Source organism: Streptomyces sp. NTD91, from assembly GCF_059510455.1.
This window is the reverse complement of the sequence record NZ_JCAJZW010000005.1, coordinates 125,115-146,848: the sequence shown is the minus strand read 5'-3', so window position 1 is coordinate 146,848 and position 21,734 is coordinate 125,115. Positions and strand designations below refer to the sequence as shown.

20 protein-coding genes are annotated in these 21,734 nt (G+C 72.6%); 8 read left to right on the top strand and 12 right to left on the bottom strand.

Going from position 1 to position 21,734, the window contains the following annotated elements; translation table 11 throughout:
- Window positions 1-31: 31 nt before the first annotated feature.
- Entirely contained in the window at window positions 32-1,489 is a 1,458-nt protein-coding gene (locus tag AC5WRT_RS08180) for a penicillin-binding transpeptidase domain-containing protein (RefSeq protein WP_496100099.1), read from the top strand.
- A 25-nt stretch (window positions 1,490-1,514) separates the two neighbouring features.
- On the opposite strand, the gene AC5WRT_RS08175 is transcribed toward AC5WRT_RS08180, so the two are convergent.
- Window positions 1,515-2,420, bottom strand: coding sequence for a hypothetical protein (locus AC5WRT_RS08175; RefSeq protein ID WP_496093620.1), 906 nt, complete (start codon window positions 2,418-2,420; stop codon window positions 1,515-1,517).
- A gap of 184 nt (window positions 2,421-2,604) precedes the next feature.
- On the bottom strand, window positions 2,605-3,714 hold the full coding sequence (locus AC5WRT_RS08170; protein WP_496093528.1) for a ferritin-like domain-containing protein: 1,110 nt from the start codon (window positions 3,712-3,714) through the stop codon (window positions 2,605-2,607).
- Between the two features lie 123 nt (window positions 3,715-3,837).
- Between AC5WRT_RS08170 and AC5WRT_RS08165 the strand changes: the two genes are divergently transcribed.
- The 4 genes from AC5WRT_RS08165 to AC5WRT_RS08150 all read left to right on the top strand — a co-directional run bounded on the left by AC5WRT_RS08165 (window position 3,838) and on the right by AC5WRT_RS08150 (window position 7,111).
- Window positions 3,838-4,776: an AurF N-oxygenase family protein gene (locus AC5WRT_RS08165; protein WP_496100051.1), complete on the top strand. Its 939-nt coding sequence runs from the start codon at window positions 3,838-3,840 to the stop codon at window positions 4,774-4,776.
- Between the two features lie 164 nt (window positions 4,777-4,940).
- A complete protein-coding gene (locus tag AC5WRT_RS08160; protein WP_496093530.1) occupies window positions 4,941-5,597 on the top strand; it encodes a TetR/AcrR family transcriptional regulator in 657 nt (218 codons plus the stop codon).
- Window positions 5,598-5,601: 4 nt separating this feature from the next.
- Window positions 5,602-5,934, top strand: coding sequence for a DUF8847 domain-containing protein (locus tag AC5WRT_RS08155; RefSeq protein WP_496100050.1), 333 nt, complete (start codon window positions 5,602-5,604; stop codon window positions 5,932-5,934).
- A 124-nt stretch (window positions 5,935-6,058) separates the two neighbouring features.
- On the top strand, window positions 6,059-7,111 hold the full coding sequence (locus AC5WRT_RS08150) for a C40 family peptidase (protein ID WP_496093532.1): 1,053 nt from the start codon (window positions 6,059-6,061) through the stop codon (window positions 7,109-7,111).
- Here AC5WRT_RS08150 and AC5WRT_RS08145 read toward each other — a convergent pair.
- From AC5WRT_RS08145 to AC5WRT_RS08125, 5 genes are all read right to left on the bottom strand, one after another.
- The gene (locus AC5WRT_RS08145) at window positions 7,084-8,337 is read right to left on the bottom strand and encodes a styrene monooxygenase/indole monooxygenase family protein (RefSeq protein WP_496093533.1); all 1,254 of its coding nucleotides are present in this window, start codon (window positions 8,335-8,337) and stop codon (window positions 7,084-7,086) included. The two genes, AC5WRT_RS08150 and AC5WRT_RS08145, sit on opposite strands and share 28 nt — an antisense overlap.
- A gap of 70 nt (window positions 8,338-8,407) precedes the next feature.
- A complete protein-coding gene (locus AC5WRT_RS08140) occupies window positions 8,408-9,067 on the bottom strand; it encodes a GTP-binding protein (protein WP_496093534.1) in 660 nt (219 codons plus the stop codon).
- Window positions 9,048-9,458: a DUF742 domain-containing protein gene (locus AC5WRT_RS08135; RefSeq protein ID WP_496100049.1), complete on the bottom strand. Its 411-nt coding sequence runs from the start codon at window positions 9,456-9,458 to the stop codon at window positions 9,048-9,050. Before AC5WRT_RS08135 ends, AC5WRT_RS08140 begins: the two co-directional genes overlap by 20 nt.
- A complete protein-coding gene (locus AC5WRT_RS08130) occupies window positions 9,455-9,952 on the bottom strand; it encodes a roadblock/LC7 domain-containing protein (protein WP_496093536.1) in 498 nt (165 codons plus the stop codon). Before AC5WRT_RS08130 ends, AC5WRT_RS08135 begins: the two co-directional genes overlap by 4 nt.
- On the bottom strand, window positions 9,949-13,443 hold the full coding sequence (locus AC5WRT_RS08125; RefSeq protein ID WP_496100048.1) for a sensor histidine kinase: 3,495 nt from the start codon (window positions 13,441-13,443) through the stop codon (window positions 9,949-9,951). Before AC5WRT_RS08125 ends, AC5WRT_RS08130 begins: the two co-directional genes overlap by 4 nt.
- A 411-nt stretch (window positions 13,444-13,854) precedes the next feature.
- Between AC5WRT_RS08125 and AC5WRT_RS08120 the strand changes: the two genes are divergently transcribed.
- Window positions 13,855-14,643, top strand: coding sequence for a protein phosphatase 2C domain-containing protein (locus tag AC5WRT_RS08120; protein ID WP_496100047.1), 789 nt, complete (start codon window positions 13,855-13,857; stop codon window positions 14,641-14,643).
- A gap of 51 nt (window positions 14,644-14,694) precedes the next feature.
- Here AC5WRT_RS08120 and AC5WRT_RS08115 read toward each other — a convergent pair whose 3' ends face one another.
- On the bottom strand, window positions 14,695-15,186 hold the full coding sequence (locus AC5WRT_RS08115; protein WP_496093539.1) for a MarR family winged helix-turn-helix transcriptional regulator: 492 nt from the start codon (window positions 15,184-15,186) through the stop codon (window positions 14,695-14,697).
- A 238-nt stretch (window positions 15,187-15,424) separates the two neighbouring features.
- On the opposite strand from AC5WRT_RS08115, the gene AC5WRT_RS08110 reads away from it, so the two are divergent.
- Together AC5WRT_RS08110 and AC5WRT_RS08105 are read left to right on the top strand one after the other, a co-directional pair.
- Complete coding sequence (locus AC5WRT_RS08110; RefSeq protein ID WP_496093540.1) at window positions 15,425-16,249, top strand: lysozyme; 825 nt, start codon at window positions 15,425-15,427, stop codon at window positions 16,247-16,249.
- 119 nt (window positions 16,250-16,368) lie between these two features.
- The gene (locus AC5WRT_RS08105) at window positions 16,369-18,738 is read left to right on the top strand and encodes an ATP-binding SpoIIE family protein phosphatase (RefSeq protein ID WP_496100046.1); all 2,370 of its coding nucleotides are present in this window, start codon (window positions 16,369-16,371) and stop codon (window positions 18,736-18,738) included.
- 1 nt (window position 18,739) lies between these two features.
- On the opposite strand, the gene AC5WRT_RS08100 is transcribed toward AC5WRT_RS08105, so the two are convergent.
- From AC5WRT_RS08100 to AC5WRT_RS08085, 4 genes are all read right to left on the bottom strand, one after another.
- Window positions 18,740-19,261 (bottom strand): hypothetical protein, encoded by a 522-nt coding sequence (locus AC5WRT_RS08100; protein ID WP_496100045.1) that lies wholly within the window; start codon window positions 19,259-19,261, stop codon window positions 18,740-18,742.
- A gap of 86 nt (window positions 19,262-19,347) precedes the next feature.
- Window positions 19,348-19,821 (bottom strand): hypothetical protein, encoded by a 474-nt coding sequence (locus AC5WRT_RS08095; protein WP_496100044.1) that lies wholly within the window; start codon window positions 19,819-19,821, stop codon window positions 19,348-19,350.
- 108 nt (window positions 19,822-19,929) lie between these two features.
- Window positions 19,930-20,523: a hypothetical protein gene (locus AC5WRT_RS08090; RefSeq protein WP_496093544.1), complete on the bottom strand. Its 594-nt coding sequence runs from the start codon at window positions 20,521-20,523 to the stop codon at window positions 19,930-19,932.
- A gap of 244 nt (window positions 20,524-20,767) precedes the next feature.
- The gene (locus AC5WRT_RS08085; protein WP_496093545.1) at window positions 20,768-21,718 is read right to left on the bottom strand and encodes a serine/threonine-protein kinase; all 951 of its coding nucleotides are present in this window, start codon (window positions 21,716-21,718) and stop codon (window positions 20,768-20,770) included.
- Window positions 21,719-21,734 lie beyond the last annotated feature (16 nt).

The following is a 21,734-nucleotide window of genomic DNA, read 5'->3' as shown; positions in this document are numbered from 1 at the left end:
GTACGGCGGCTTTCACGAGGGCGAGCGGCCGATGGGCCGGTACATCCGGCACGCCTGCGCGTTCTGCACGCTGCTGCTGGCGGCGTTGCTGGCCAACGCGGCCCGGGTGCAGGTCGTGCAGTCGGGGGTCTACGACGGCAACCCGTACAACCGGCGTGCCACGATCGCCCGTTACGGCCAGCCGCGCGGCGACATCCTGGTCGGCGGCGAGCCGGTCACCGGCTCCGTGGACACCGGCGAGCAGCTGCGTTACGAACGCACCTACCGGAACGGCCCGTTGTATGCGCCGGTCACCGGATTCTCCTCGCAGTCGTACGGCACGACGTTCCTGGAGCACGCCGGGGACGGGGTGCTCTCCGGCACGGACCCGATGCTGACGCCGCTGCCGCTGTGGAACGACGTGACGCGGGCGGCGGACCGGCCCGGGAACGTCGTCACCACGCTGAACCGGGCCGCGCAGGAGGCGGCGTACCGGGGTCTCGCCGGGCGCAAGGGCGCGGTGGCCGCGGTCGACCCGGAGACGGGCCGCGTCCTGGCGCTGGTGTCCAGTCCGTCGTACGACCCCGGGGAGCTGTCCGGCAACGGCGAGGCGGTGGCCTCGGCGTGGGCGCGCCTCACCCACGACCCGAGGCAGCCGATGCTCAACCGGGCGGCACGGCAGACCTATCCTCCGGGCTCGACGTTCAAGGTGGTCACCGCGGCGGCGGCGCTGGACGCGGGGGTGGTCACCGACCCGGACAAGCCCACCGACTCCCCCGAGCCCTACCTGCTGCCGGGCACCAGGACCCGGCTGACCAACGAGGCCGGTGCCTGCAAGGACGCCTCGCTGCGGTCGGCCTTCGAGTGGTCCTGCAACACGGTGTTCGCCAAACTCGGCGTGGACGTCGGGGTGAAGGACATGGTGGCCACGGCGGAGGCGTTCGGGTTCAACGACGCCCGCCTGCGCATCCCTTTCTGGGTGGCGCCGAGCACCTTCGACCCGCGGGTGGACCGGGCGCAGCTGGCGCTGTCCTCGATCGGGCAGTACAACACCCGGGCCACACCCCTGCAGATGGCGATGGTCGCGGCGGCCGTCTCCGACCGAGGGCAGCTGCGGACGCCGTACCTGGTGGACCGGACGACCAGGCGGAACGGCGACACGGTCGCGGGCAGCGGGGCGCATCCGGTGCGGCAGGTGATGCATCCCTCGACGGCCGAGCGGCTGAAGGAGCTGATGGCCGACGTGGTCCGGGAGGGCACCGGCACCCGGGCGGCCATCCGCGGTGCCCTGGTCGGCGGCAAGACCGGCACCGCGCAGCACGGGGTCGGCAACTCCGGTGTGCCGTACGCCTGGTTCGTCTCCTGGGCGCAGACCGACGAGAGTCTGGAGCCGCAGGTGGCGGTCGCGGTGGTGGTGGAGGACGCCTCGGCGGACCGGGGCGAGATCAGCGGCGGCGGCGACGCGGCACCGATCGCGCGGAACGTGATGCGGGCGGTCCTGGGCCGGTGAGCACCGGCCCAGGACCGCCGGGTGGTCAGCCGACCGGCTGGAGCATCTCCGAGCGGACCTCGAGCGTGTGCCGGGCGGCCGCGTCGAGGTCGACGCCGGACGGGTCGGGCGCCGGCAGCGCGGCCTCGCCGATGATGGCCGCCGTGTTGCCGTCCGCCCAGGCGCAGACCGGGTAGGTGATCGTCACCAGCGACGCCTTCTGGGTGAGCACCTCGCAGCTGATCGTGACGTCGGAACCGGACGGCGTGACGTCCTTCGGCGTCTGGTCCACGGTCACGCCGTCGGCCTGGGCGGCGCCCTTGAGCATGTTGCGCCGCACCGCGTCCTCGTTCTTGAACCGCCCGTACATGCCCGACACCAGCAGCATGCCCCTGGTGCTGTCGCCGCCGGGGCTGTAGCGGGCGGTGACGGCGTGGATGTCCTTGGCGTCCCAGGCGCCGTCTGCCTCCTTCTCGACCTTCTTGCCCTCGGTGTCGGACATGTCCTGGGCGAGCCGGTACTTGTCGCCGAGCAGGGACTTGGGCAGCGTCAGCTTGTTCTTCGCCTCGGGGAAGCCACTCTCGGCCGCCATCCCGATCATCGCGAGCACCACGACGATCGACACGACGGCACCGCCCGCGATCCCGACGATCAGCCCGACCCGCCGCTTCTTCGGCAGCGGGGCCATGGGCGGGACACCCCAGGCGCCGTACGGCTGCTGGGGGTACGGCTGGGGCGCGTAGGGCTGTTGCGGCGGGTACGGCGAGCCGTACGGGCCGGGGGCGGCCTGCGGCGGCTGCAGGCCGTAGGGGCCCGGGGCGGGGGCCGGCTGCTGCTGGCCGTAGGGCCCCGGGACGGCCTGCGGGGCCGGTCCGTAGGGGTTCGGCTGCTGCTGGGGGCCGTTGGGGTACGGCTGACCGTTGGGGTACGGCTGCTGCGGTGGCGGAGGCATGGACACGTCGGAACGCTACTGCACCCGGGCGAACGACCGACGGCCACCTCGGCATCCGCCGTCGGGGCCCCGCCGTCCGTGCCCTCGCCACCTCGGTTCGCCGCCGGGTCCGCCGGGTCCCGGCATCTCGCCCTCCCCGCCTCAGCTCTGCGCCGCCGGGTCCCGGCATCTGACCCTCCCCGCCTCAGCTCTCCGCCGCCCCCGCCTCGATGGTCTCCTGCACCTCCGCCACCCGCTCGCGCTCCTCCGCGGCGAAGCGCTGGGCGTCCAACTGGTCGGCCAGTTCCTCGTCCTGGGCCATGAGCAGGTCCAGGTTGGAGTCGCCCATCTCCAGGACGCCCATGTCGACATAGGCCTCCTGGAGCCGCCTGCCCCACAGGCCGATGTCCTTCACGCACGGCACGATCCGGCTGAACAGCAGCTTGCGGAACAGCTGGAGGAACTCGGAACGCTCGCTCAGCGCCTCCGCCTCGGCCTTCGGGATGCCGAAGTTCTCCAGGACCTCCACGCCCCGGAGCCGGTCGCGCATCAGATAACAGCCCTCGATCACGAACTCCTCGCGCTCGCGCAGTTCGGCGTCGGTGAGCTGCTTGTAGTAGTCCCTGAGGGCCAGCCGGCCGAAGGCCACGTGCCGGGCCTCGTCCTGCATGACGTAGGTGAGGATCTGCTTGGGCAGCGGCTTGTCGGTGGTGTCCCGGATCATCCCGAACGCGGCCAGCGCCAGCCCCTCGATGAGGACCTGCATGCCCAGGTACGGCATGTCCCAGCGGCTGTCACGGAGCGTGTCGCCGAGCAGCGACTGGAGGTTGTCGTTGATCGGGTAGACGAGCCCGATCTTCTCGTGCAGGAAGCGGCCGTAGATCTCGGCGTGCCGGGCCTCGTCCATGGTCTGGGTCGCGGAGTAGAACTTGGCGTCCAGGTCGGGCACCGACTCCACGATCCGGGCGGCGCAGATCATCGCGCCCTGCTCGCCGTGCAGGAACTGGCTGAACTGCCAGGAGGCGTAGTGCCGGCGCAGTTCGCCCTTGTCCTTCTCGGTCAGCTTGTCCCAGTACGGGGTGCCGTACAGGGTCATGGCCTCCTCGGGCGTGCCGAGCGCGTCGTACGGGTCGACCTCCAGGTCCCAGTCGATGCGCTGCTGCCCGTCCCACTGCTTGTCCTTGCCCTTCTGGTACAGGGCGAGCAGGCGTTCACGGCCGTCGTCGTACTCCCAGCTGAACCGGGCCGCGCCGCTCGCGGGCACCTGCCAGGGGGAGTCTTGGGGGGCGTTGGCGTACAGGTCATGGGTCGGCATACCTCGCAGGCTCACACGTAGACGCGAAGTCAACAAGTCATGCGCAGGGGATTGACGCCCTTGCTGACAGGCAGTCTTATAAGAGAAGGAGTCACTACCCCCGGGCAACGAGGTGAGGGAGCCATGACGACCCTGACGGAAGCGGACGCGCTGGACAGCCTGCGCGATGCGCTCGGCCTGCTCAAGGACCGGGAGCAGGTGGCCGAACGGCTGCTGGTCTCCTCCGCCAAGCACTCCTTCGACCCGGACAGGGAGCTGGACTGGGACGCGCCCTTCGAGGAGGGCAAGTGGTTCTGGCCGCCGGAGCTGGTGTCGCTGTACGGCACGCCGATGTGGAAGCGGATGAGCGAGGAGCAGCGGATCCTGCTCTCCCAGCACGAGGCGGCGGCGCTGGCCTCGCTCGGCATCTGGTTCGAGATCATCCTGATGCAGCTGCTCGTCCGGCACATCTACGACAAGGCCGCGACGAGCGCGCACGTCCGCTACGCCCTCACCGAGATCGAGGACGAGTGCCGGCACTCGAAGATGTTCGCCCGACTGATCTCGCACGGCGGGACGCCCTGGTACCCGGTCGCCAGGGCCCACCAGAACCTCGGCCGCCTCTTCAAGACGATCTCCACCACCCCCGGCTCCTTCACCGCCACACTGCTCGGCGAGGAGGTGCTGGACTGGATGCAGCGGCTGACGTTCCCGGACGAGCGGATCCAGCCGCTGATCCGGGGCGTGACGCGCATCCACGTGGTCGAGGAGGCCCGGCACGTCCGGTACGCCCGTGAGGAGCTGCGGCGCCAGATGGTGACCGCGCCGAAGTGGTCCCAGGAGTTCACCCGGATCACCTCGGGCGAGTTCGCCCGCGTCTTCTCGGTCGCGTTCGTGAACCCCGAGGTCTACACGAACGTCGGCCTGGACAAGCGGGAGGCCATGGCACAGGTCAAGGCGAGCGGGCATCGCCGCGAGGTCATGCAGACCGGTGCCAGGCGGCTGACCGACTTCCTGGACGACATCGGCGTGCTGCGGGGGGTCGGACGGCGGCTGTGGAAGTCGTCGGGCCTGCTGGCGTAGGTCCGGGCCGGGTGGTGCGGGACGCCGCCCGCCAAGAGGTGCCCCGCGTCCCGGAAGGGGCGCGGGGCCGTACCGATGTGCGGCTGCGCCGCGTGGGCGCGACCGGCCGCGACGAACCGGCGGACGACGGCGGCCCGGGCCGCGCAGCGATTAGGCTGCGGTTCATGACCCCGGCCGCCACACCCGCCTACCGCCGGCTGAGCGTCGAGGAGCGACGCAGTCAGCTGCTCGGTGCCGCGCTGTCCCTGTTCGCACATCGCGCCCCGGAGGACGTGTCGCTGGACGACGTGGCGGAGGCGGCCGGAGTGTCGCGCCCCCTGGTGTACCGGTACTTCCCGGGCGGCAAACAGCAGCTGTACGAGGCCGCGCTGCGCTCGGCCGCCGAGGAGCTGCGACTGTGCTTCGACGAGCCCCGCAAGGGCCCACCGCTGCCCCGGCTGTCGCGGGCCCTGGACCGGTATCTGAGCTTCGTCGACGAGCACGACACCGGCTTCAGCGCGCTGCTCCAGGGCGGCAGCGTGGTGGAGACCTCGCGGACCACGGCCATCGTCGACGGGGTGCGCCGGGCCGCGGCCGAGCACATCTACCGCCACCTCGGTGTCGCCGAGCCCGGCCCGCGGCTGCGCATGAGCGTCCGGACCTGGATCACGGCCGTGGAGGCGGCCTCCCTGATCTGGCTGGACGAGGACAAGCAGCCACCGGTCGAGGAGCTGCGCGACTGGCTGGTGGAGCAGTTCGTGGCCGTCCTCACGGTCACCGCCGCCCGGGACCCGCAGACGGCCGTGGTCGTCGGCGAGCTGGGCGCGGATGGCCGAGACTGAAGCGGTGAAGAGTCAGGACACCCCCTTCGAGGGCGGCCCCATGGACGGGCGCGTGCTGCCGGTCATGGTCGGGCCCACCGGGCACCCCCCGAAGACGTACCGCATTCCCGTCCCGGACCCGGACGGCGGGCCGCCCACGGTGCTGGTCTACCGCCGGGTGCCGCGCGGGCACAGCGCGGGGGTCCCGCGCGAACGCAGCCGGTGGGAGAGGCTGGGCCTGTTCCAGGGGTGGAAGTACCTGTACGACCCGGAGGACACCTCCGGCGGAAGGCTCCGGTGGCCCTGGTCGAAGCCGGCCGCCGCGCCGCCGGGCCGGCCGGATGACGCGAACGGGTGACACACGTGCGCCGAACCGCGCACACCGGGCGCGCGTCCCGCACCTATACATCTGATTATCGCGGTGCGATAGGAGGCGAACAGCCCGCCCGCCGGGATCCTCCTCCAGCACCCGAGGTGATGACGTGTCAGGAACGTTTCTACGCCTGGCCTGTACGGCCACGGTGGCAACCCAGGCCGTCCTCGTGCCCGCACCGGCCGCGGCCGCACCGGAGCCCCAGCGGTCCGTCTCCCAGCTGCTGACGGACCTTCAGACGCTGTACCGGCAGGCCGAGCAGGCCACCGAGACCTACGACGCCACCTCGGTGAAGCTGCACCGCCAGCGCGCCGAGGTGTCCCGCCTCGACGGCGAACTCGCCCGCGCCCGCCTCGCCCTGCTGGACAGCCGGTCCGACGCCGGCCGGCTGGCCCGCCGGCAGTACCAGAGCGTCGGCGGCCTCGGCCCGTACGTCCGCGTGCTCCTCGCCCCCGACCCGCAGACGGCGCTGGACGAGGGCCATGTCGTCGCCGAGCTGGCGCGCGACCAGGCCCGCGCGGTGAACCGGCTGAGCACCATGGAGCAGCGCAAGGACACCGTGGCCCGGGCCGCCCGCAGGGCCCTCGACACCCAGCTCACCCTGGCCGACCGGCAGAAGAAGCAGCAGGACGCCGTGCGAACCAGGCTGGCCGCGGTGGAACGCCTGCTGGCCGGTCTCACCCCGGCCCAGTTGGCCGCGATCACCGCGCTCGAGCAACGGGGTGTCGCCGAGGCCCAGGCAAAGCTCGCCACCGCGGGCTCGCTTCCCGCGAACCGGCCCGCCTCTCCCGAGGGCGCCCGCGCGGTCCGCTACGCCCTGGACCAGCTCGGCAAGCCGTACGCGTGGGGCGCGCAGGGCCCCGGCTCCTACGACTGCTCGGGCCTCACCTCGCAGGCCTGGCGGCACGCGGGCAGATCCATCCCGCGCACCAGCCAGGAGCAGTGGCTCCGGCTGAAGCGGATCCCGATCGGGCAGCTGCGTCCCGGTGACCTGGTCGTGTACTTCCCGCAGGCGACGCACGTGGCGATGTACGTCGGGAACGGCAAGGTCGTACAGGCGCCGAGAACCGGAGCCAAGGTCCAGGTGTCACCCCTGGCGTCCTATCCGGTCCTCGGCGCCGTACGACCGGACGGTCAGGCTCCGGTCACCGAGGCCAGGTAGGCCTCGGTCCTCTCCGGCTCGTAGAAGAAGTTCTCGAAGTCCGCCGGATCGTTGAAGGCGTTGGCGAAGCGGTTCGCCACCGGCTGCAGCTGCCCGGCCGCGCCGATGAGGTTCAGCACGTGCTCCGGCGGCGGGGCCAGCATCGCGTTCGTCCACTTGGTGACGTGCCGGGCCGTCTTCCAGTAGCGGTCGAAGGTGGCCTGCATCCACTCCTCGTCGAACGGCTTGTCACCGTGCTCCAGGATGGACGCGAGGTACGCGGCCGCACACTTGGACGCCGAGTTCGAGCCCTGGCCCGTGATCGGGTCGTTGGCCACGACGACGTCCGCGACGCCCAGGACGAGGCCGCCGCCGGGGAGGCGGCCGATGGGGTTGCGGACGGTCGGGGCGTAGCGGCCGGCCAGCGTGCCGCCGGCGTCCGTCAGTTCGACCTTCGTCGCCCGCGCGTACTCCCAGGGCGTGAACCTCTCCATGAGTTCCAGGGTCAGGGAGAGGTGCTCCGCCGGGTCCTTGACGCCGTTGAAGACGTCGAGCGGGCCACCGGGTATGCCCTCCCAGAACAGGATGTCGGCCGGTCCGGAGGTGGTGAGCGTCGGCATGACGAACAGCTCGCCGACCCCGGGGACCAGGTTGCAGCGGACGGCCAGGAAGTCCGGGTGCTCGGGGCGCGGGCCGAGCCCGTGGACGTACGCCACCGCCAACGCCCGTTGCGGCTCGCTGTAGGGCGAGCGCGAGGCGTCGCGGCCGAACATCTGCACCAGCTCGCCCTTGCCGGCGGCGACCAGGACGAGGTCGTACGTCCGGGAGAAGTAGTCGAGGTCGCCGACCGCCGCGCCGTGGATGACCAGCTGGCCGCCGCGCTGGGCGAAGGCCTCCATCCAGCCGGCCATCTTCACCCGCTGGTCGACGGACTGTGCGTACCCGTCCAGCTTGCCGGCCCAGTCGATCGCCCGTTGGGTGGGGCCCGGGTCGTGCGAGCCGGGGGCCGCGACCGAGACGCCGAGTCCTTCGATCTTCGGGGCCTGGGACTCCCAGAAGTTCAGGTTCAGATCGCGCTCGTGCTGCAGCGCCGTGTGGAACATGCACTGCGTCGACATGACCCGGCCGCTGCGGATCTCGTCCGCGGTCCGGTTCGACATCAGGGTGACCTCGTAGCCGTGCGACTGCAGGCCGAGGGCGAGCTGGAGGCCGGACTGACCGGCTCCGACGACGAGTATCTTCCGCATGCGGGTGGGGACTCCTTACGGGAACTGCTCGGGGACTGCACTGGGGACTGCGCGGTGGCCGCCGGGGGGACTACTCGGGGGTCTCGTCCAGCGCGTGGCCGACCAGGGCCAGCAGTGTCTCGACGACCGAGATCCGGCGCCGCGCGTCCATGATCATGACAGGGACGTGCACGGGTATCGTCAGCGCCTCCCGTACGTCCTCCGGTTCGAACAGGTCACTGCCGTCGAAGTGGTTGACCGCGACGACGTACGGCAGCCCACAGCTCTCGAAGTAGTCCAGCACCGGGAAGCAGTCCTTCAGCCGGCGGGTGTCGGCCATGACCACCGCGCCGATCGCGCCCCGCACCAGGTCGTCCCACATGAACCAGAACCGCTGCTGTCCCGGCGTGCCGAACAGGTAGAGCACCAGGTCGTCGTCGAGCGTGATACGGCCGAAGTCCATGGCCACGGTGGTGGTGAGCTTGCCCGGCGTGGCGGTGAGGTCGTCGGTCTCCTCGCTCGCCTCGGTCATCAGCGCCTCGGTCTGCAGCGGCGTGATCTCCGAGACGGAGGTGACCAGCGTGGTCTTGCCGACGCCGAAGCCCCCCGCCACCACGATCTTCGTGGCGATGGGCGCCCGGGTACGGTCCGTCTGCCAGGACCTCAGGTCGTCGTCGGGCTCGGTGAATCCGGCGACGAGGGGGGCGCCTCCGGCGGCGGAGGCGGCGGCGTCAGAGACGACGGAGTCCACTCAGCACCCTTTCCAGCAGAGCGCGGTCCGGGCGACCGGTGCCGTGACCGGTTCCGGTGCCGTACACACGGATCTTTCCCTGGTCCGCGAGGTCGCTCAGGAGCACGCGGACCACGCCGAGCGGCATCTTCAGCAGCGCGGCGATCTCGGCCACCGTGCGCATACGGCGGCACAGTTCGACGATGGCCCGCATCTCCGGCATGACCCGGGTGGTGAGGGAACCATTCGCCAGTTCCTTGCGCTCCTCGGGGGCCTCCAGCGCGGCCACGAAGGTCTCCACGAGGAGGACGTGGCCGAAGCGGGTGCGGCCGCCGGTGAGCGAGTAGGGGCGGACGCGGGCGGGTTTGCGTTCGCCGCCGCGCACGGGGAGTTTCTTCGATGTGCCGCTCATCGGGCGCTCCCCGCCGACGCTGCCTCCAGGGACTTCCGCAGCTCGCTGCGGAGCTCCGGAGTGAGGACGTGGCCGGCGCGGCCGACGAACAGCGCCATGTGGTACGCCACCACGCTCATGTCGCACTCGGCGCTGCCGTGCACGCCGAGCAGCGAGCCGTCGCTGATCGACATCACGAACAGGCTGCCCTCCTCCATCGCGATCATCGTGTGCTTGACGCCGCCGAAGTCCATCAGCTTCGCGGCGCCGACGGTGAGGCTGCCGATGCCGGAGACGATGGTGGCCAGGTCGGCGGCGGAGCCCCGAGGGCCTTTCGTGGGGCGGTTCCTCCGGGACTGCTCGGTGCGGGCCGGGTCGGAGGACAGCAGCAGCAGTCCGTCCGAGGAGACCACGGCGACGGACTGGATGCCGGGGACTTCCTCGACCAGGTTGGTCAGCAGCCAGTGCAGGTTGCGGGCTTCGCTGCTCAGTCCGTAGGTACTCGGCGCGGTCAACTGCTTGCCTCCTCGGCTGTGCCCCCCGTGACGTGTTCGGTTCGTTCCGCGATCTCTGCCTCTACGTCGCGGTAGCCGGCCTGGGCGCCCTGGCGGAAGCCGCCGAGCCTGCGGCGAAGGGCTTCGGCGTCCACAGAGCGGGGCCGCTGGCGCGGGGCCTGGGTCGGTACGGTGATCCTGGGTGTGCGCTTGGGGAGACCCTTGGCGGTGACCTGCTCCTGCTCCTCGGGCTCCGCCTCGGCTTCGCCTTCGGCGCGGACGTGGCTCCCGGCCGCGGCACCCGTGCGGTTCTCGCCGTCGGCTCGGGTCGGCCCCTGTGGGGCGCGTCCGACGTCGCCGGCCGGTGGCTCGGTGGGATCCCGGGTCAGGTCCGGGAGCAGCAGCTCCATCGTCGACTCGGCGAAGGTCTCCACCGGGGCCTTGGGCCGGGTCTCCGTGTCCTGGGCCCCCGCGCCGGCCTGCTCGTGGACCGCGCGTTCCACGGCGCCGTCCGCCGTGTCCCGCGCCGCGCGCTCCCCCGGCCCGCCGAAGGCGTGCCGCACCGGATCACCGACCGGCCCGCCCGGGGCGGCACCGGCGCCGTCGTCCGCCAAGGTCCCGGAGGCGTCCCGCGCCGCCCTCTCGTCCGCCGGCCCGCCGAAGGCGTCCCGCACCGCGTCCTCGGCCGACCCGCGGAAGGCGGCACCGCGCCCCTCGACACCCGGCCGCCCGAAGACTTCCTCGCTCTCGACACCGGTGCGACCGAAAACGTTCTCGGGCTCGGCGCCAGTGCGACCGAAGGCTGCCTCGCTCTCGGCGCCGGTACGACCGAAGGCTGCCTCGGGCTCGACACCGGTACGACCGAAGGCTGCCTCGTCCTCGGCGCCGGTACGACCGAAGGCTGCCTCGGGCTCGACACCGGTACGACCGAAGGCTGCCTCGGGCTCGACACCGGTACGACCGAAGGCTGCCTCGTCCTCGGCGCCGGTACGACCGAAGGCTGCCTCGCTCTGGACACCGGTGCGGCCGAAGGCTGCCTCGCTCTCGGCGCCGGTACGACCGAAGGCGTTCTCGGGCTCACTGCCCGGCCGGTCGGAGTTGGTCTCACCGGCCAGGTCCCCGAAGACGCTCGCGGGCCGCGCGGACTCGTTGCCGGAGGCGGCCGCGTCCCTCCCGGCCCGGTCGTCGGAGGCCGACGTCGGCTCTCCGCCCGGGGACGTGTGGTCGTGGGTCGTGTTGCCGGAGGCCGCCCGGACTGCCTCTTCCGCCAGGGTGACCAGGGGGTCCTGGTGCTTGGTGCGGGCGTGCAGGACGTTGGAGTTGACCTCGGCGACGGCGCCCGGGAGGGAGAAGGTGCCGGTGGTGCTGGGGCTGGGGGACGCCGCGTGCGGAGGGAGCGCGGCCGACGGCGGGTCGGTGACGAGGGTGGCCGGGAGGACCACCACCGCCGCGACACCGCCCTGCTTCTGCTCGCGCAACTGCACGCGCACGCGGTGCCGGTGGGCGAGGCGGGCGACGACGTACAGACCGAGTCCGAGGCCGACGTCGCTCTCGTCGTCGTAGCCGGACTCGGGGTCGAAGTCGGCCAGCCGGGCGTTGAGGCGGTCCAGGCGGTCGGTCGCCATGCCGATGCCCTCGTCCTGCACCGAGAGCATCACCTCGCCGGACTCCAGGAGCCAGCCGGAGATCTCGACCGGCAGGTCCGGCGGGGAGAACGAGGTGGCGTTCTCCATGAGTTCGGCCAGCAGATGGGAGAGGTCGTCCGCCGCGAAGCCCGCCACATGGGCGTGCGGGGGCAGCGCCGCGATTCGGACCCGCTCGTAGCGCTCGATCTCGCTGACGCCGGCCCGCACCACGTCGACCAGCGGCACCGGTGCGTGATGCTGCTGCACGTGCTCGGCACCGGCCAGGACCAGAAGGTTCTCGCTGTGCCGACGCATGACCGTGGCGAAGTGGTCCAGCCTGAAGAGCGTGGCGAGCCGGTCGGGGTCGTGTTCCCGCTCCTCCAGGCCCTCGATGACCGCGAGCTGGCGTTCGACCAGGCCGAGGGTGCGCAGGGCGAGGTTGACGAACGTGCCGCCGATGCTGGTGCGCAGCCGCTCCAGCCGGGCGGCGGACTCGGCGAGCTCGGCGTGGAGTTCCTCGCGGGCGTCGGCCATCTGCTGACGCTGGCCGACCAGGTGCTTGCGGTCGGCCTCCAGGGTCGCCACGCGCTCGTGCAGGCCCGCCGCACGCTCGCGCAGGGCCACCGCGTGCGCGTGCAGGGCGTTGACCGAGCGCACGACCTGGGCGAACTCGTCGTTGCGGCCGGTGAAGGCGATCGGTTCCTGGGCCGCCGGGTCCGCGGACTCCGCGAGCCGGGCGGTGCCGCGGCGCAGCACCGACAGGGGACGGGTCAGGGTGCGGGCCATGGCGGTGGCGAGGCCCACGGCGACCAGCATCAGGGCGCCGAGGACGGCGATGCGGATCTCCAGGGCCGTGACATCGTCGTCGCGGAGTTTCGCCAGGTCCTTGGTGCGGTGGTCGTAGAGGGCCGATTCCGCGCCGCGCATCAGGTCGACACGGGCGGACAGGGCCGCGTCCAGCTTCTTGGTGCTGGTGGTCAGCTCGCTGTCGGCCAGCATGGGCTGGTCGGTGAGCGTGGCGAGGTACTTCTCGGCCGAGTTGACCTCGGGTCCGGTGACCGTGGAGTCGTACGACTCGACGGCCGTCCCGGGCGCGTCGGCGCGGAACCCGGCGAGGGCCGCGTCCGCGCGCAGCCGGGCCTGCTGGGCGGCGGCGGTCAGCTGGTCGCGCTGCTTGCGGTCGGCCTCCGAGCCGGCGGAGGTCGTGGTGGCCACGCCGGTGACGGGGTTGATCACCGTCCGGGTGCCGGACGGCACGTTCAGCGCGGCGAGCAGCAGGCCGCGGGCGGCGGCGGACTCCTGGACGGCGGTGTCGAGTTCGGCGAGCGCGTGGGCGCCGGAGCCGGCCCGCGGCGGGGTCCGGTCGGCGAGCTGCTCGGCGACCCGGTGCAGTTCGGCGATGGTGTCCGAGTAGGCCTGGTGGGTCTGGAGGGCGGTGGTCTTGCCGGTGAGGGCGGCCCGCCGGACGGCGGCGATGCCGTCGAGGTCGCCGCGCAGGCTCGCCGGGGTGTCGTCCTCGGCGCGCAGGTCCTCGACCTGCCGGTCGACGCGGGCGCTGCGGTCCTCGTCGGGCGCCTTGGACTTGTCACGCCCCGACGCGATGTAGGAGGTGACGTCGTCGCGCTCGTCCGCGAGGGAGTTCGCGAGGGCGAGGGCGTCCTGGGTGCGGGAGGCCAGCGTCACCAGGTCCTGGGAGTCGCTGACGTCCTGGGAGGCGGTGAGCAGGGAGGGAGCGCCGGCTCCCGCGACGGCGGCGGCCACCACGGCGACCGCGACAACGAGCCGGGTGCGCACATGGGTGGGGCGGCCGCTGCCCACGGGTGTCTGCTGGGCGGTCCCCGTGGGGGCCGTCTGCCTGCCTGTGCGCCGAGGCCGCTTCATCTGCACCGGTGCTCGCATTCCTGAACTCGTCTACCCAAGGGCCCGGGTGGCGTCCCGTCGTGTCCGGTGCCCGGCAGGGCCCGGCCATATCAGTGCCAAGTGGTGCGTACACCCGGTTCGTACGGTTCCCGACCCTCCCAGCGCCGGTGGGCAGTGGTCGCGCATCACCTGACCCGCCACCCGAAGGAGTGAACATCGGAGGGGAGTTGGTGGGCAAGTTCCTCCGGCGTGTGCGAGTCGGTCCGGCGGCACGCCGGTTGGACGCGCGCGGCTGGCTTTGGCAGTATTCGCCACCACGCCTTCCCGGAGTGCCCCATTCCAGCCTAAACCAGACGGCTGACCTGCGGGGTCGCGTCAATTCGGCGGTGGTTGCCAGCCTTTCGCGCATCCTGTGAAGGCTTCGTGCAGACTGGCCGAATGCGAACGGATCTCGTTTCGGAACCCGGCGACGCGCACCGACCCAACGAGGACTTCGCCGGTGTCGGACTACCCGCCTCCGGGCAGGGAGGTTGCCTGGTCGTCCTCGACGGAGTGACTCCGCCGCAGGGTGAGACGGGCTGTCTGCATTCCGTCCCCTGGTTCACCGCGCGACTGGGCGGCGCACTGACCGAACTGACCCTTTCCGCCGGAGATCTGACACTCCCGGAGATTCTGTCGCGGGCGATCGCCCGGACCGCCGAGGCCCACGCCCACACCTGTGACCTTTCTCACCCGCGCACCCCCCAGGCCACCGTGGCCCTGGCCCGCTGGTCCGTCGACACCGTCGAGTACCTGGTGCTGTCCGACGCCGCCCTGCTGCTGCAGGGCCCGGACGGCACGGTCACCCCGGTCCTCGACGACCGGCTGGCCCGGCTCCCGAGCTCCGCGCTCGCCACCGACACCTCGGTGGACGCCATCCTGCGCAACAGGGAGGGCGGCTTCTTCACGGCCGCAGCCGATCCCTCGGTGGCGGCCCGCGCGGTCGTCGGCACGCTGCCCCGCCGCCGGGTGCGGGCGCTCGCCGCGCTGACGGACGGCGCGAGCCGCTGGACGGAGAAGTTCCGCGAGGGCGACTGGCAGGTGCTGTTCGAACTGGTCGCCAAGGAGGGCGCCCGGTCGTTGGTGGAGCGGGTGCGGGAGCTGGAGAGGGCGGACCGCGAGGCTCGGGCGTTCCTGCGGCGCGGCAAGACGCACGACGACGCCACGGTGGTGTACGCGGAGCTGTGAGCGCCCGCCGGCCCGCCTGCGCACCGCCTGCGCACCGCCTGCCGGGCGGCTCTACTTCTCCATGACGCCGTTCAACCGGTTCAGCAGCCGGGCCAGTTCCGCGACCTCCCGGCGGTCCCAGTGGGCGAGCTGGCGGACGTAACGGGCGCGGCGCGCCTCGCGGACCTTGCCGACCCGGCGGCGCCCCTCGTCGGTGAGGGTGACGAGCCAGGCGCGGCCGTCGGCCGGGTCCGGTTCGCGGGCGATCAGGCCCAGCTCCTCCAGGGCGCGCAACTGCCGGGACATCGTGGCCTTGCCGACCCCGATGTAGGCGGCAAGTTCCGTGGCGCGCCGGCCGCCGCACTCGTCCAGGCGGATGAGCAGGCCGTACGCGGAGGACTCCAGGTCGGGATGGACCTCGCGGGCCATCTCTCCCTGGTTGGCCCGGGCCCGCCTGAGCAGCACGGTCAACTCCCGTTCCAGATCCAGGAACTCCTGGTCTGCACCATTGGGCGTCGTCTCGCGGGCGCCGCGATGTGCGTCGCCGTTTCCGTCCTCGTGCACGTCAGCACCCCTGCTCGGTTTCGCGGTCCTGAAAGTTTCCGTCAAAAGTCGTCATTGCCGCAGCTCCGTCAGTATTTCGCAGGGCTAGACCAACGGCGGTGTCCGGGCCCTCTTCCCACCCCTTTGTCTACGTGCGTAGCTTCATCAGCAGGCAAGAAAATGGCATGCCCACGCCAGTGCGGCATCCGGTACACGGTCACGGTCACGTTCTCCCCACCCCACTTCCCGGAGGCACGTCATGCCCGTGCACAGACCCGGCTCCATCCGCCCGCGTCCCCTCGCCGTCCTGATCACGGCCCTGCTCGCGGCGCTCTCCCTCACCCTCCCCCTCACCTCCGCCCACGCCGCGACGACGCCCACCCGCGGCTCCGCCTACATGGGCATGGGCGTCCTCGCGCACGACGGCCGGCACCGCACCTCCACCTCCGGTGACGTCACCCAGACCGAGGGCGTGGACGTCTCCGGCTACCAGGGCAACGTCGCCTGGTCGACCCTCTGGAACAGCGGGGTGCGCTGGGCGTACACGAAGGCCACGGAAGGCACGTACTACACGAACGCGTACTTCACCCAGCAGTACAACGGCTCGTACAACGTGGGCATGATCCGCGGCGCCTACCACTTCGCGACCCCGGACACCACCAGCGGCGCCACCCAGGCGAGCTACTTCGTCAACCACGGCGGCGGCTGGTCCAGGGACGGCAAGACGCTGCCCGGCGCGCTCGACATCGAGTGGAACCCGTACGGCGCCGAGTGCTACGGCAAGTCGGCGAGCGCGATGGTCGGCTGGATCGCCGACTTCCTGAACACCTACAAGTCCCTCACCGGCCGGGACGCGGTGATCTACACGGCGACCAGCTGGTGGAGCGACTGCACCGGCAACTACGGCGGCTTCGCGGCGAACAACCCGCTGTGGATCGCCCGCTACGCCCCGGCCCCGGGCACGCTGCCGGCCGGCTGGTCGTACTACACGATGTGGCAGTACACCTCCTCCGGACCGACGGTCGGCGACCACGACAAGTTCAACGGAGCCCTCGACCGGGTGCAGGCCCTGGCCAACGGCTGACGCTCCCCCGGTGCCCCCTGCCCGGCTCGGGCAGGGGGCACCGCGCTGCGTTGGTGCTCCGCGCCGCCCGGGATCATGCTGGTCAGGAGAGCCTGCCGAACAAGGGCGGATGAGCGGCGATGGAGCGACAGGAGCGACAGTCGACGTACACGGCCACGGCCACCATCGACGAGCAGGGCGTTCTCACGGGCTGGAGCGACGGCGCCGAGCAGCTGCTCGGCTACGACGCGCCGGCTGTCCTCGGCCGGCCCGCGACCACGCTCCTCGCCACCGACGGCTCGGCGGTGCGCCGGGTCCTCGCCGGCCGGGAACGCTGGAACGGCACGGTGCCGCTCCGGCACCGCGACGGCCGGCGGCTGGAGCTGCACGTGCTCGCCCACCGGAGGACCTCGGACCGCGGCGCCACCGACTGGCTCGTGGTGAGCGCGGTGACCGCCCGGGCGCAGCCGCCCCGGGGCGAGCCGCTGGAGGAGTGGACCTTCCTGCAGTCCCCCTTCCCCCTGGCCATCTTCGACGCCGATCTGCGGCTGGTCCGTGCCAACCGCCGGATGGAGCACACCCTCGCGCTGCCCGAGGCCGCGATGCGCGGACTGCGGCTGGTGCACATCGTGCCCGGCGCCACGAGCGAGGAGGCCGTCCGATCGATGCGGCTCGCGCTGCAGACCGGCCGGCCGCAGGACGCCCGGTTCGGCGCGGACCCCGGCCGCGGCGCCGTGCTCACCCCGCTGAAGGACGCCGGCGGCCAGGTGCGCGCCGTCTGCCTGTCCACGCAGGCGCCCGCCCAGGACTCCGGCGCCGGGCAGCACCCGCCGGCCGAGCACGACACGCCGTTCGCCCCGGCCACCGAACAGGCCCGCGCGGCGCAGGAACTGGGCGAGGTCACGGTCCCCCGGCTCGCCGACGTGATAGCGGTCGACCTGCTCGACTCCCCGCGCGAGGCCGGCGCGGAACCCGTGCCGCGGTCCGGTCAGCTCGTCCTGCGCCGCGCCGCCCTGCGCGCCGTTCCGAACAGCATCCCGCCCGGCCACGGCTCCGGCGTCGGCGAGGCGGTCGTCTGCCCGGCGGGCTCGCCGCCGACCCAGTGCCTGGCGGCGGGCCGGCCGCTGCTGTACGACACGGCGGACCCGCGCGTCGCCGCCTGGGCGGCGACGGACCCGGGCGCGGCCTGGCTGCACGTGTCCGGGGCGCGGTCCCTGCTGGCAATGCCGCTGGTCGCCCAGGACAGCACGCTCGGGGTCGCGCTGTTCGGCCGGTGCCCGGGCCGGGAGCCGTTCGGCCCGGAGGATCTGCGGCTGGCCGACGAGTTCGCGGGAAAGGCGGCCGGCGGCATCCGGCAGGCCCACACCGGTGCGCGCGCTCGCACCACGACGATGGCGCTGCAGCAGAGCCTGCTCCCGCACACGCTGCCCGAGCAGGCGGCCCTGGAGATCGCCACCCGCTATCTGCCCGCCGCGACCCGGGCCGGGGTGGGCGGCGACTGGTTCGACGTGATCCCGCTGTCCGGGGCGCGGGTGGCTCTCGTGGTGGGCGACGTGGTGGGCCACGGCATCCGCGCCTCGGCCACCATGGGCCGGCTGCGCACCGCCGTACGCACCCTGGCCGACGTCGATCTGCCGGCCGACGAGCTGCTCACCCACCTCGACGATCTGGTGCTGCGGCTGGCCGCCGACGAGGGCAGCACGGACCCGACCGCGGAGACCGCCGGCGGCATCGGCACCACCTGTCTGTACGCCGTCTACGACCCGGTCACCCGCCGGTGCACGGTGGCCCGGGCCGGCCATCCGCCGCCCGCCGTGGTCACGCCGGAGGGCGCCGTGCGCTTCCTGGACGTGCCCGCGGGGCCACCGCTCGGGCTCGGCGGGCTGCCGTTCGAGGCCATCGAGACCGAACTGCCCGAGGGCAGCCTGCTCGCCCTGTACACCGACGGGCTGTTCGAGGCCCGCGACCACGACATCGACGAGGCGCTGGACAAGATGTTCGCCGCACTGGTCCGGCCCGCCGGGTCGCTGGACGCCGTCTGCGACCACGTGCTCACCGAGCTGCTGACCCACCGCCCGGACGACGACATCGCCCTGCTCGTCGCCCGCACCCGGGTGCTGCACGAGGACCGGGTGGCCGTCTGGGAGCTGGAGGACGACCCCGAAGACGTCGCCCGCGCCCGCCACCTCGCCTGCGGCCAGCTGTCCGCGTGGGGCCTGGCCGAGGCCGCGTTCCCCACCGAGCTGATGGTCAGCGAGCTGGTCACCAATGCCATCCGGTACGGCCGGCCGCCCATCCGGCTCCGGCTGATCCACCAGGACTCGACGCTGATCAGCGAGGTGTACGACGCCAGCGGCACCACCCCGCACATGCGGCGTGCCCGGATCTTCGACGAGGGAGGCCGGGGCCTGCTGCTGGTCGCCCAGCTGGCCGACCGCTGGGGCACCCGGCACGACCGGGTCGGCAAGACGGTGTGGGCGGAGCAGTCGCTGACCGCGGCCACCGGATGAGTCAGCCGCCGCCACCGTTGCCGCCACGGCCGCCCTGACCACTGGTCTCGCAGCCGGTGCCGAGGCAGATCCCGCCGTTCCCGCCCCGCCCGCCGTCGCCGCCGTCGCCGGTGCCCGCCGCGTCGCCGCCGTTGCCGCCGTTGCCGCCGTTGCCGCCGTTGGCGCTGCCCGCGCAGACACCGACGCAGATGCCGCCGGTGCCGCCCTTGCCGCCGCTTCGGCCCGGTGCACCGTCGGTGCCGTTGCCGCCGTTGGCGCTGCCGTTGCACAGACCGGCGCAGATCCCGCCGTCGTGTCCGGCGGTGCCGTTGACGGTGCCGTCGCAGTTGCCCGCGCAGATCGTGTCGCCGATGCGGACGCTGCCGTTGCCCACGTGGACGCTGCTCAGGTGGGGAGGGATGCTGCCGGATCCACCGGCGGCCGAACCGGTGTCGGCCGTCGCGGCCGGGGCCGTCGCGCCGCCGGTGAGCACCACGGTCGTGACGGCGAGGCCGATTCCGAATTTCCAGGAGCGCCTGCGCATGGGTTTTCCCTTTCCATAAAAGCCTGGGTTTCCCGGGTCATTCTCAAGGTGATTCCCAGGGGGAATTCGCCGGAGTGTTCCGCGGATCATTGGTCCGCAAGTCCGGCCCAGTCGCCGTTCAGGATCCGCTGCTCCCATGTGCCGATCTCCTTCTCGGAGATCCTGTATTTCTTGGCCACCTCGGCCTTCGTCGCCCGGCCGGTCAGTACGGTGAGCGCGATCCGGGCCCGGTCCGTGGGGGAGAGTTCGGACTTCGGCCTGTCGGGCAGGTCGTGCGGGGAGAGGCAGCCGGGCTTGCCGGGTTCGCCGGGCCGGCCGGGCTGACCGGGTGCACCGCCCTGGCCGCCCTGGCCCCCCTGGCCGCCCTGGCCCCCCTGGCCGCCCTGGCCGCCCTGGCCGCAGTGCGCGGAGGGGTGGGCCGGGGCCGTGTGGCCACGGGGGGCCGGGGAGCCGGTGGGGGCCGTGTGGGTGGCTGCCTGGGCGCCGCACGCGGTGGCGGTGAGGAGAGCCACGGAGGCCGCCGCGAGAAGGAGGGGGCGCCGGGAGGGGCTGGTGAACATGGGGGCCTCGTTTCGGTTCGGGATGAGGGTTCGGGGTGCGGGCGCTGTGGCCCGGTCAGGTGTGGGGGCCGGGCGGCCCCCACACCCGTCGACGACAGCGGGAGAAGGTCAGAAGAAGCTGCTGCCGCCGGCTCCGCCGGACCCGCCGAGGCCACCGAAGACGCCGGAGCCGCCCTTGCCGCCCTTGCCGCCGTCGCCGCCCTGGAAGACGCTGTTGCCGCCCTTCCCGCCGTTGCCGCCCTTGCCGCCGACAAGGACGCCGTCGCCACCGCCGCCACCGCCACCGGCGTTGCCGCCGGAGAAGATGCCGAAGCCGCCGTCGCCGCCGTCACCGCCCTTGCCGCCGATCACGCCCTCACCGCCGCCACCACCGCCACCACCGCCACCACCGGCGATGACGCCGTCGCCGCCCTTGCCGCCCTTGCCGCCGTCGCCACCGGTGCCGAGGACGCTGCCGCCGCCGGATCCACCGGCGCCACCGCCGCCGCCGACCAGGCCGTCCCCGCCGGCGCCGCCGTCGCCGCCCTTGCCACCGCCGTGGACGAAGGCCACGGCCGACGTGGGCACCGGGGCCGCCATCGCGCCGGCCGCGGGCAGTAGAACGCCTCCGGTCACCAGGGCCGCAGAGGCGGCGACGGTCGCGAGACGCAGGCAGCGGCGCTTCGGACGGGCGTCGGTGCGGGTACGCGTGATACGAGTCATGAGCTTTCTCCGATTGCTGTGAGGATTTCCCAGGCTGGATTACCTGAGCGGATTACCTGAGCGAAATACCCGGGAGGACCGTCCGGCAGAATCTCCGGGATTTCCGTCCTCCGGACCGCCTCACGTCGCTTCCGGTGAGGCCGTGCTCCAAGTAAGGCCGAACGGGAAATCGGGGTCACGTTCCGAGGACTCGGGACTTGACGCGCTCACAGGCGTCGGGTAAAGCCCGCGTAAGCGGCGGGGGTCAGTCGAGGAAGGGCCGGGCCCAGGCGGGCGGCTCCGGCGGCGGCACGCGGTCCACCACCGTCGGCGTACGGACGGGCGGGGCGGCGCCCGTGACCGCCTCGCGCAGGGCCGCGACGAACTCCAGACAGCTCCCGTGACGGTCGTCCGGGGCCTTGGCCAGCGCCTTCCTCAGCACGTCGTCGGCGGCCCGCGGGATGCCCGGCCGCTCCTCGCTGAGCGCAGGCGGCGGGTCGTACTGATGGGCCCAGAGCAGCTCCAGGTGGTCCTCCCGCCGGAAGGGCGGGGCACCCGCGAGCATCTCGTGGACCACGCAGGCCAGGCTGTACAGGTCGGCCCTTCCGTCCACCGGGCGCCCGGCGATCCGCTCGGGCGCCACGTAGTCCAGGGTGCCGACGAACTCGCCCGCGCTGGTGAACCCGGTGAGCGACAGCGACTTCTTCGCGAGCCCGAAGTCGGTGAGGTAGACGTGCTCGGGGTGGTCGCTGTCGACGCCCTTGGCGACCAGCACGTTTCCCGGCTTGACGTCGCGGTGCACCAGGTCCTGGGCGTGGGCCGCGTCCAGGGCGGAGGCCAACTGGGCCGCGATGCGCAGGGCGGTCGGCACCGGCAGCGGGCCCTCGCGGTCGAGCAGGGCGCGCAGGTCCTGGCCGTGCACGAAGCACATGGCGATGTAGAGGACGCCCTCGAACTCCCCGGCCTCGAAGACGGGCACGATGTTGGGGTGGTCGATGGCGGCGGCGATCCGGGACTCCTGGGCGAAACGGCGGCGGAAGGCTTCGTTGCGCGTGTACTCCGGTGCGAGCAGCTTGAGGGCGACCGTCCGGCCGAGGCGCAGGTCCTTGGCGCAGTAGACGACGGCCATGCCGCCCCGGCCGAGTTCGCGCTCCACCCGGTAGCCCGCGATCTCGGCCCCGATCACGCCGGAGGGGCTGCTGGGGGGCCAACTCACGCCTGAATTCTACCGA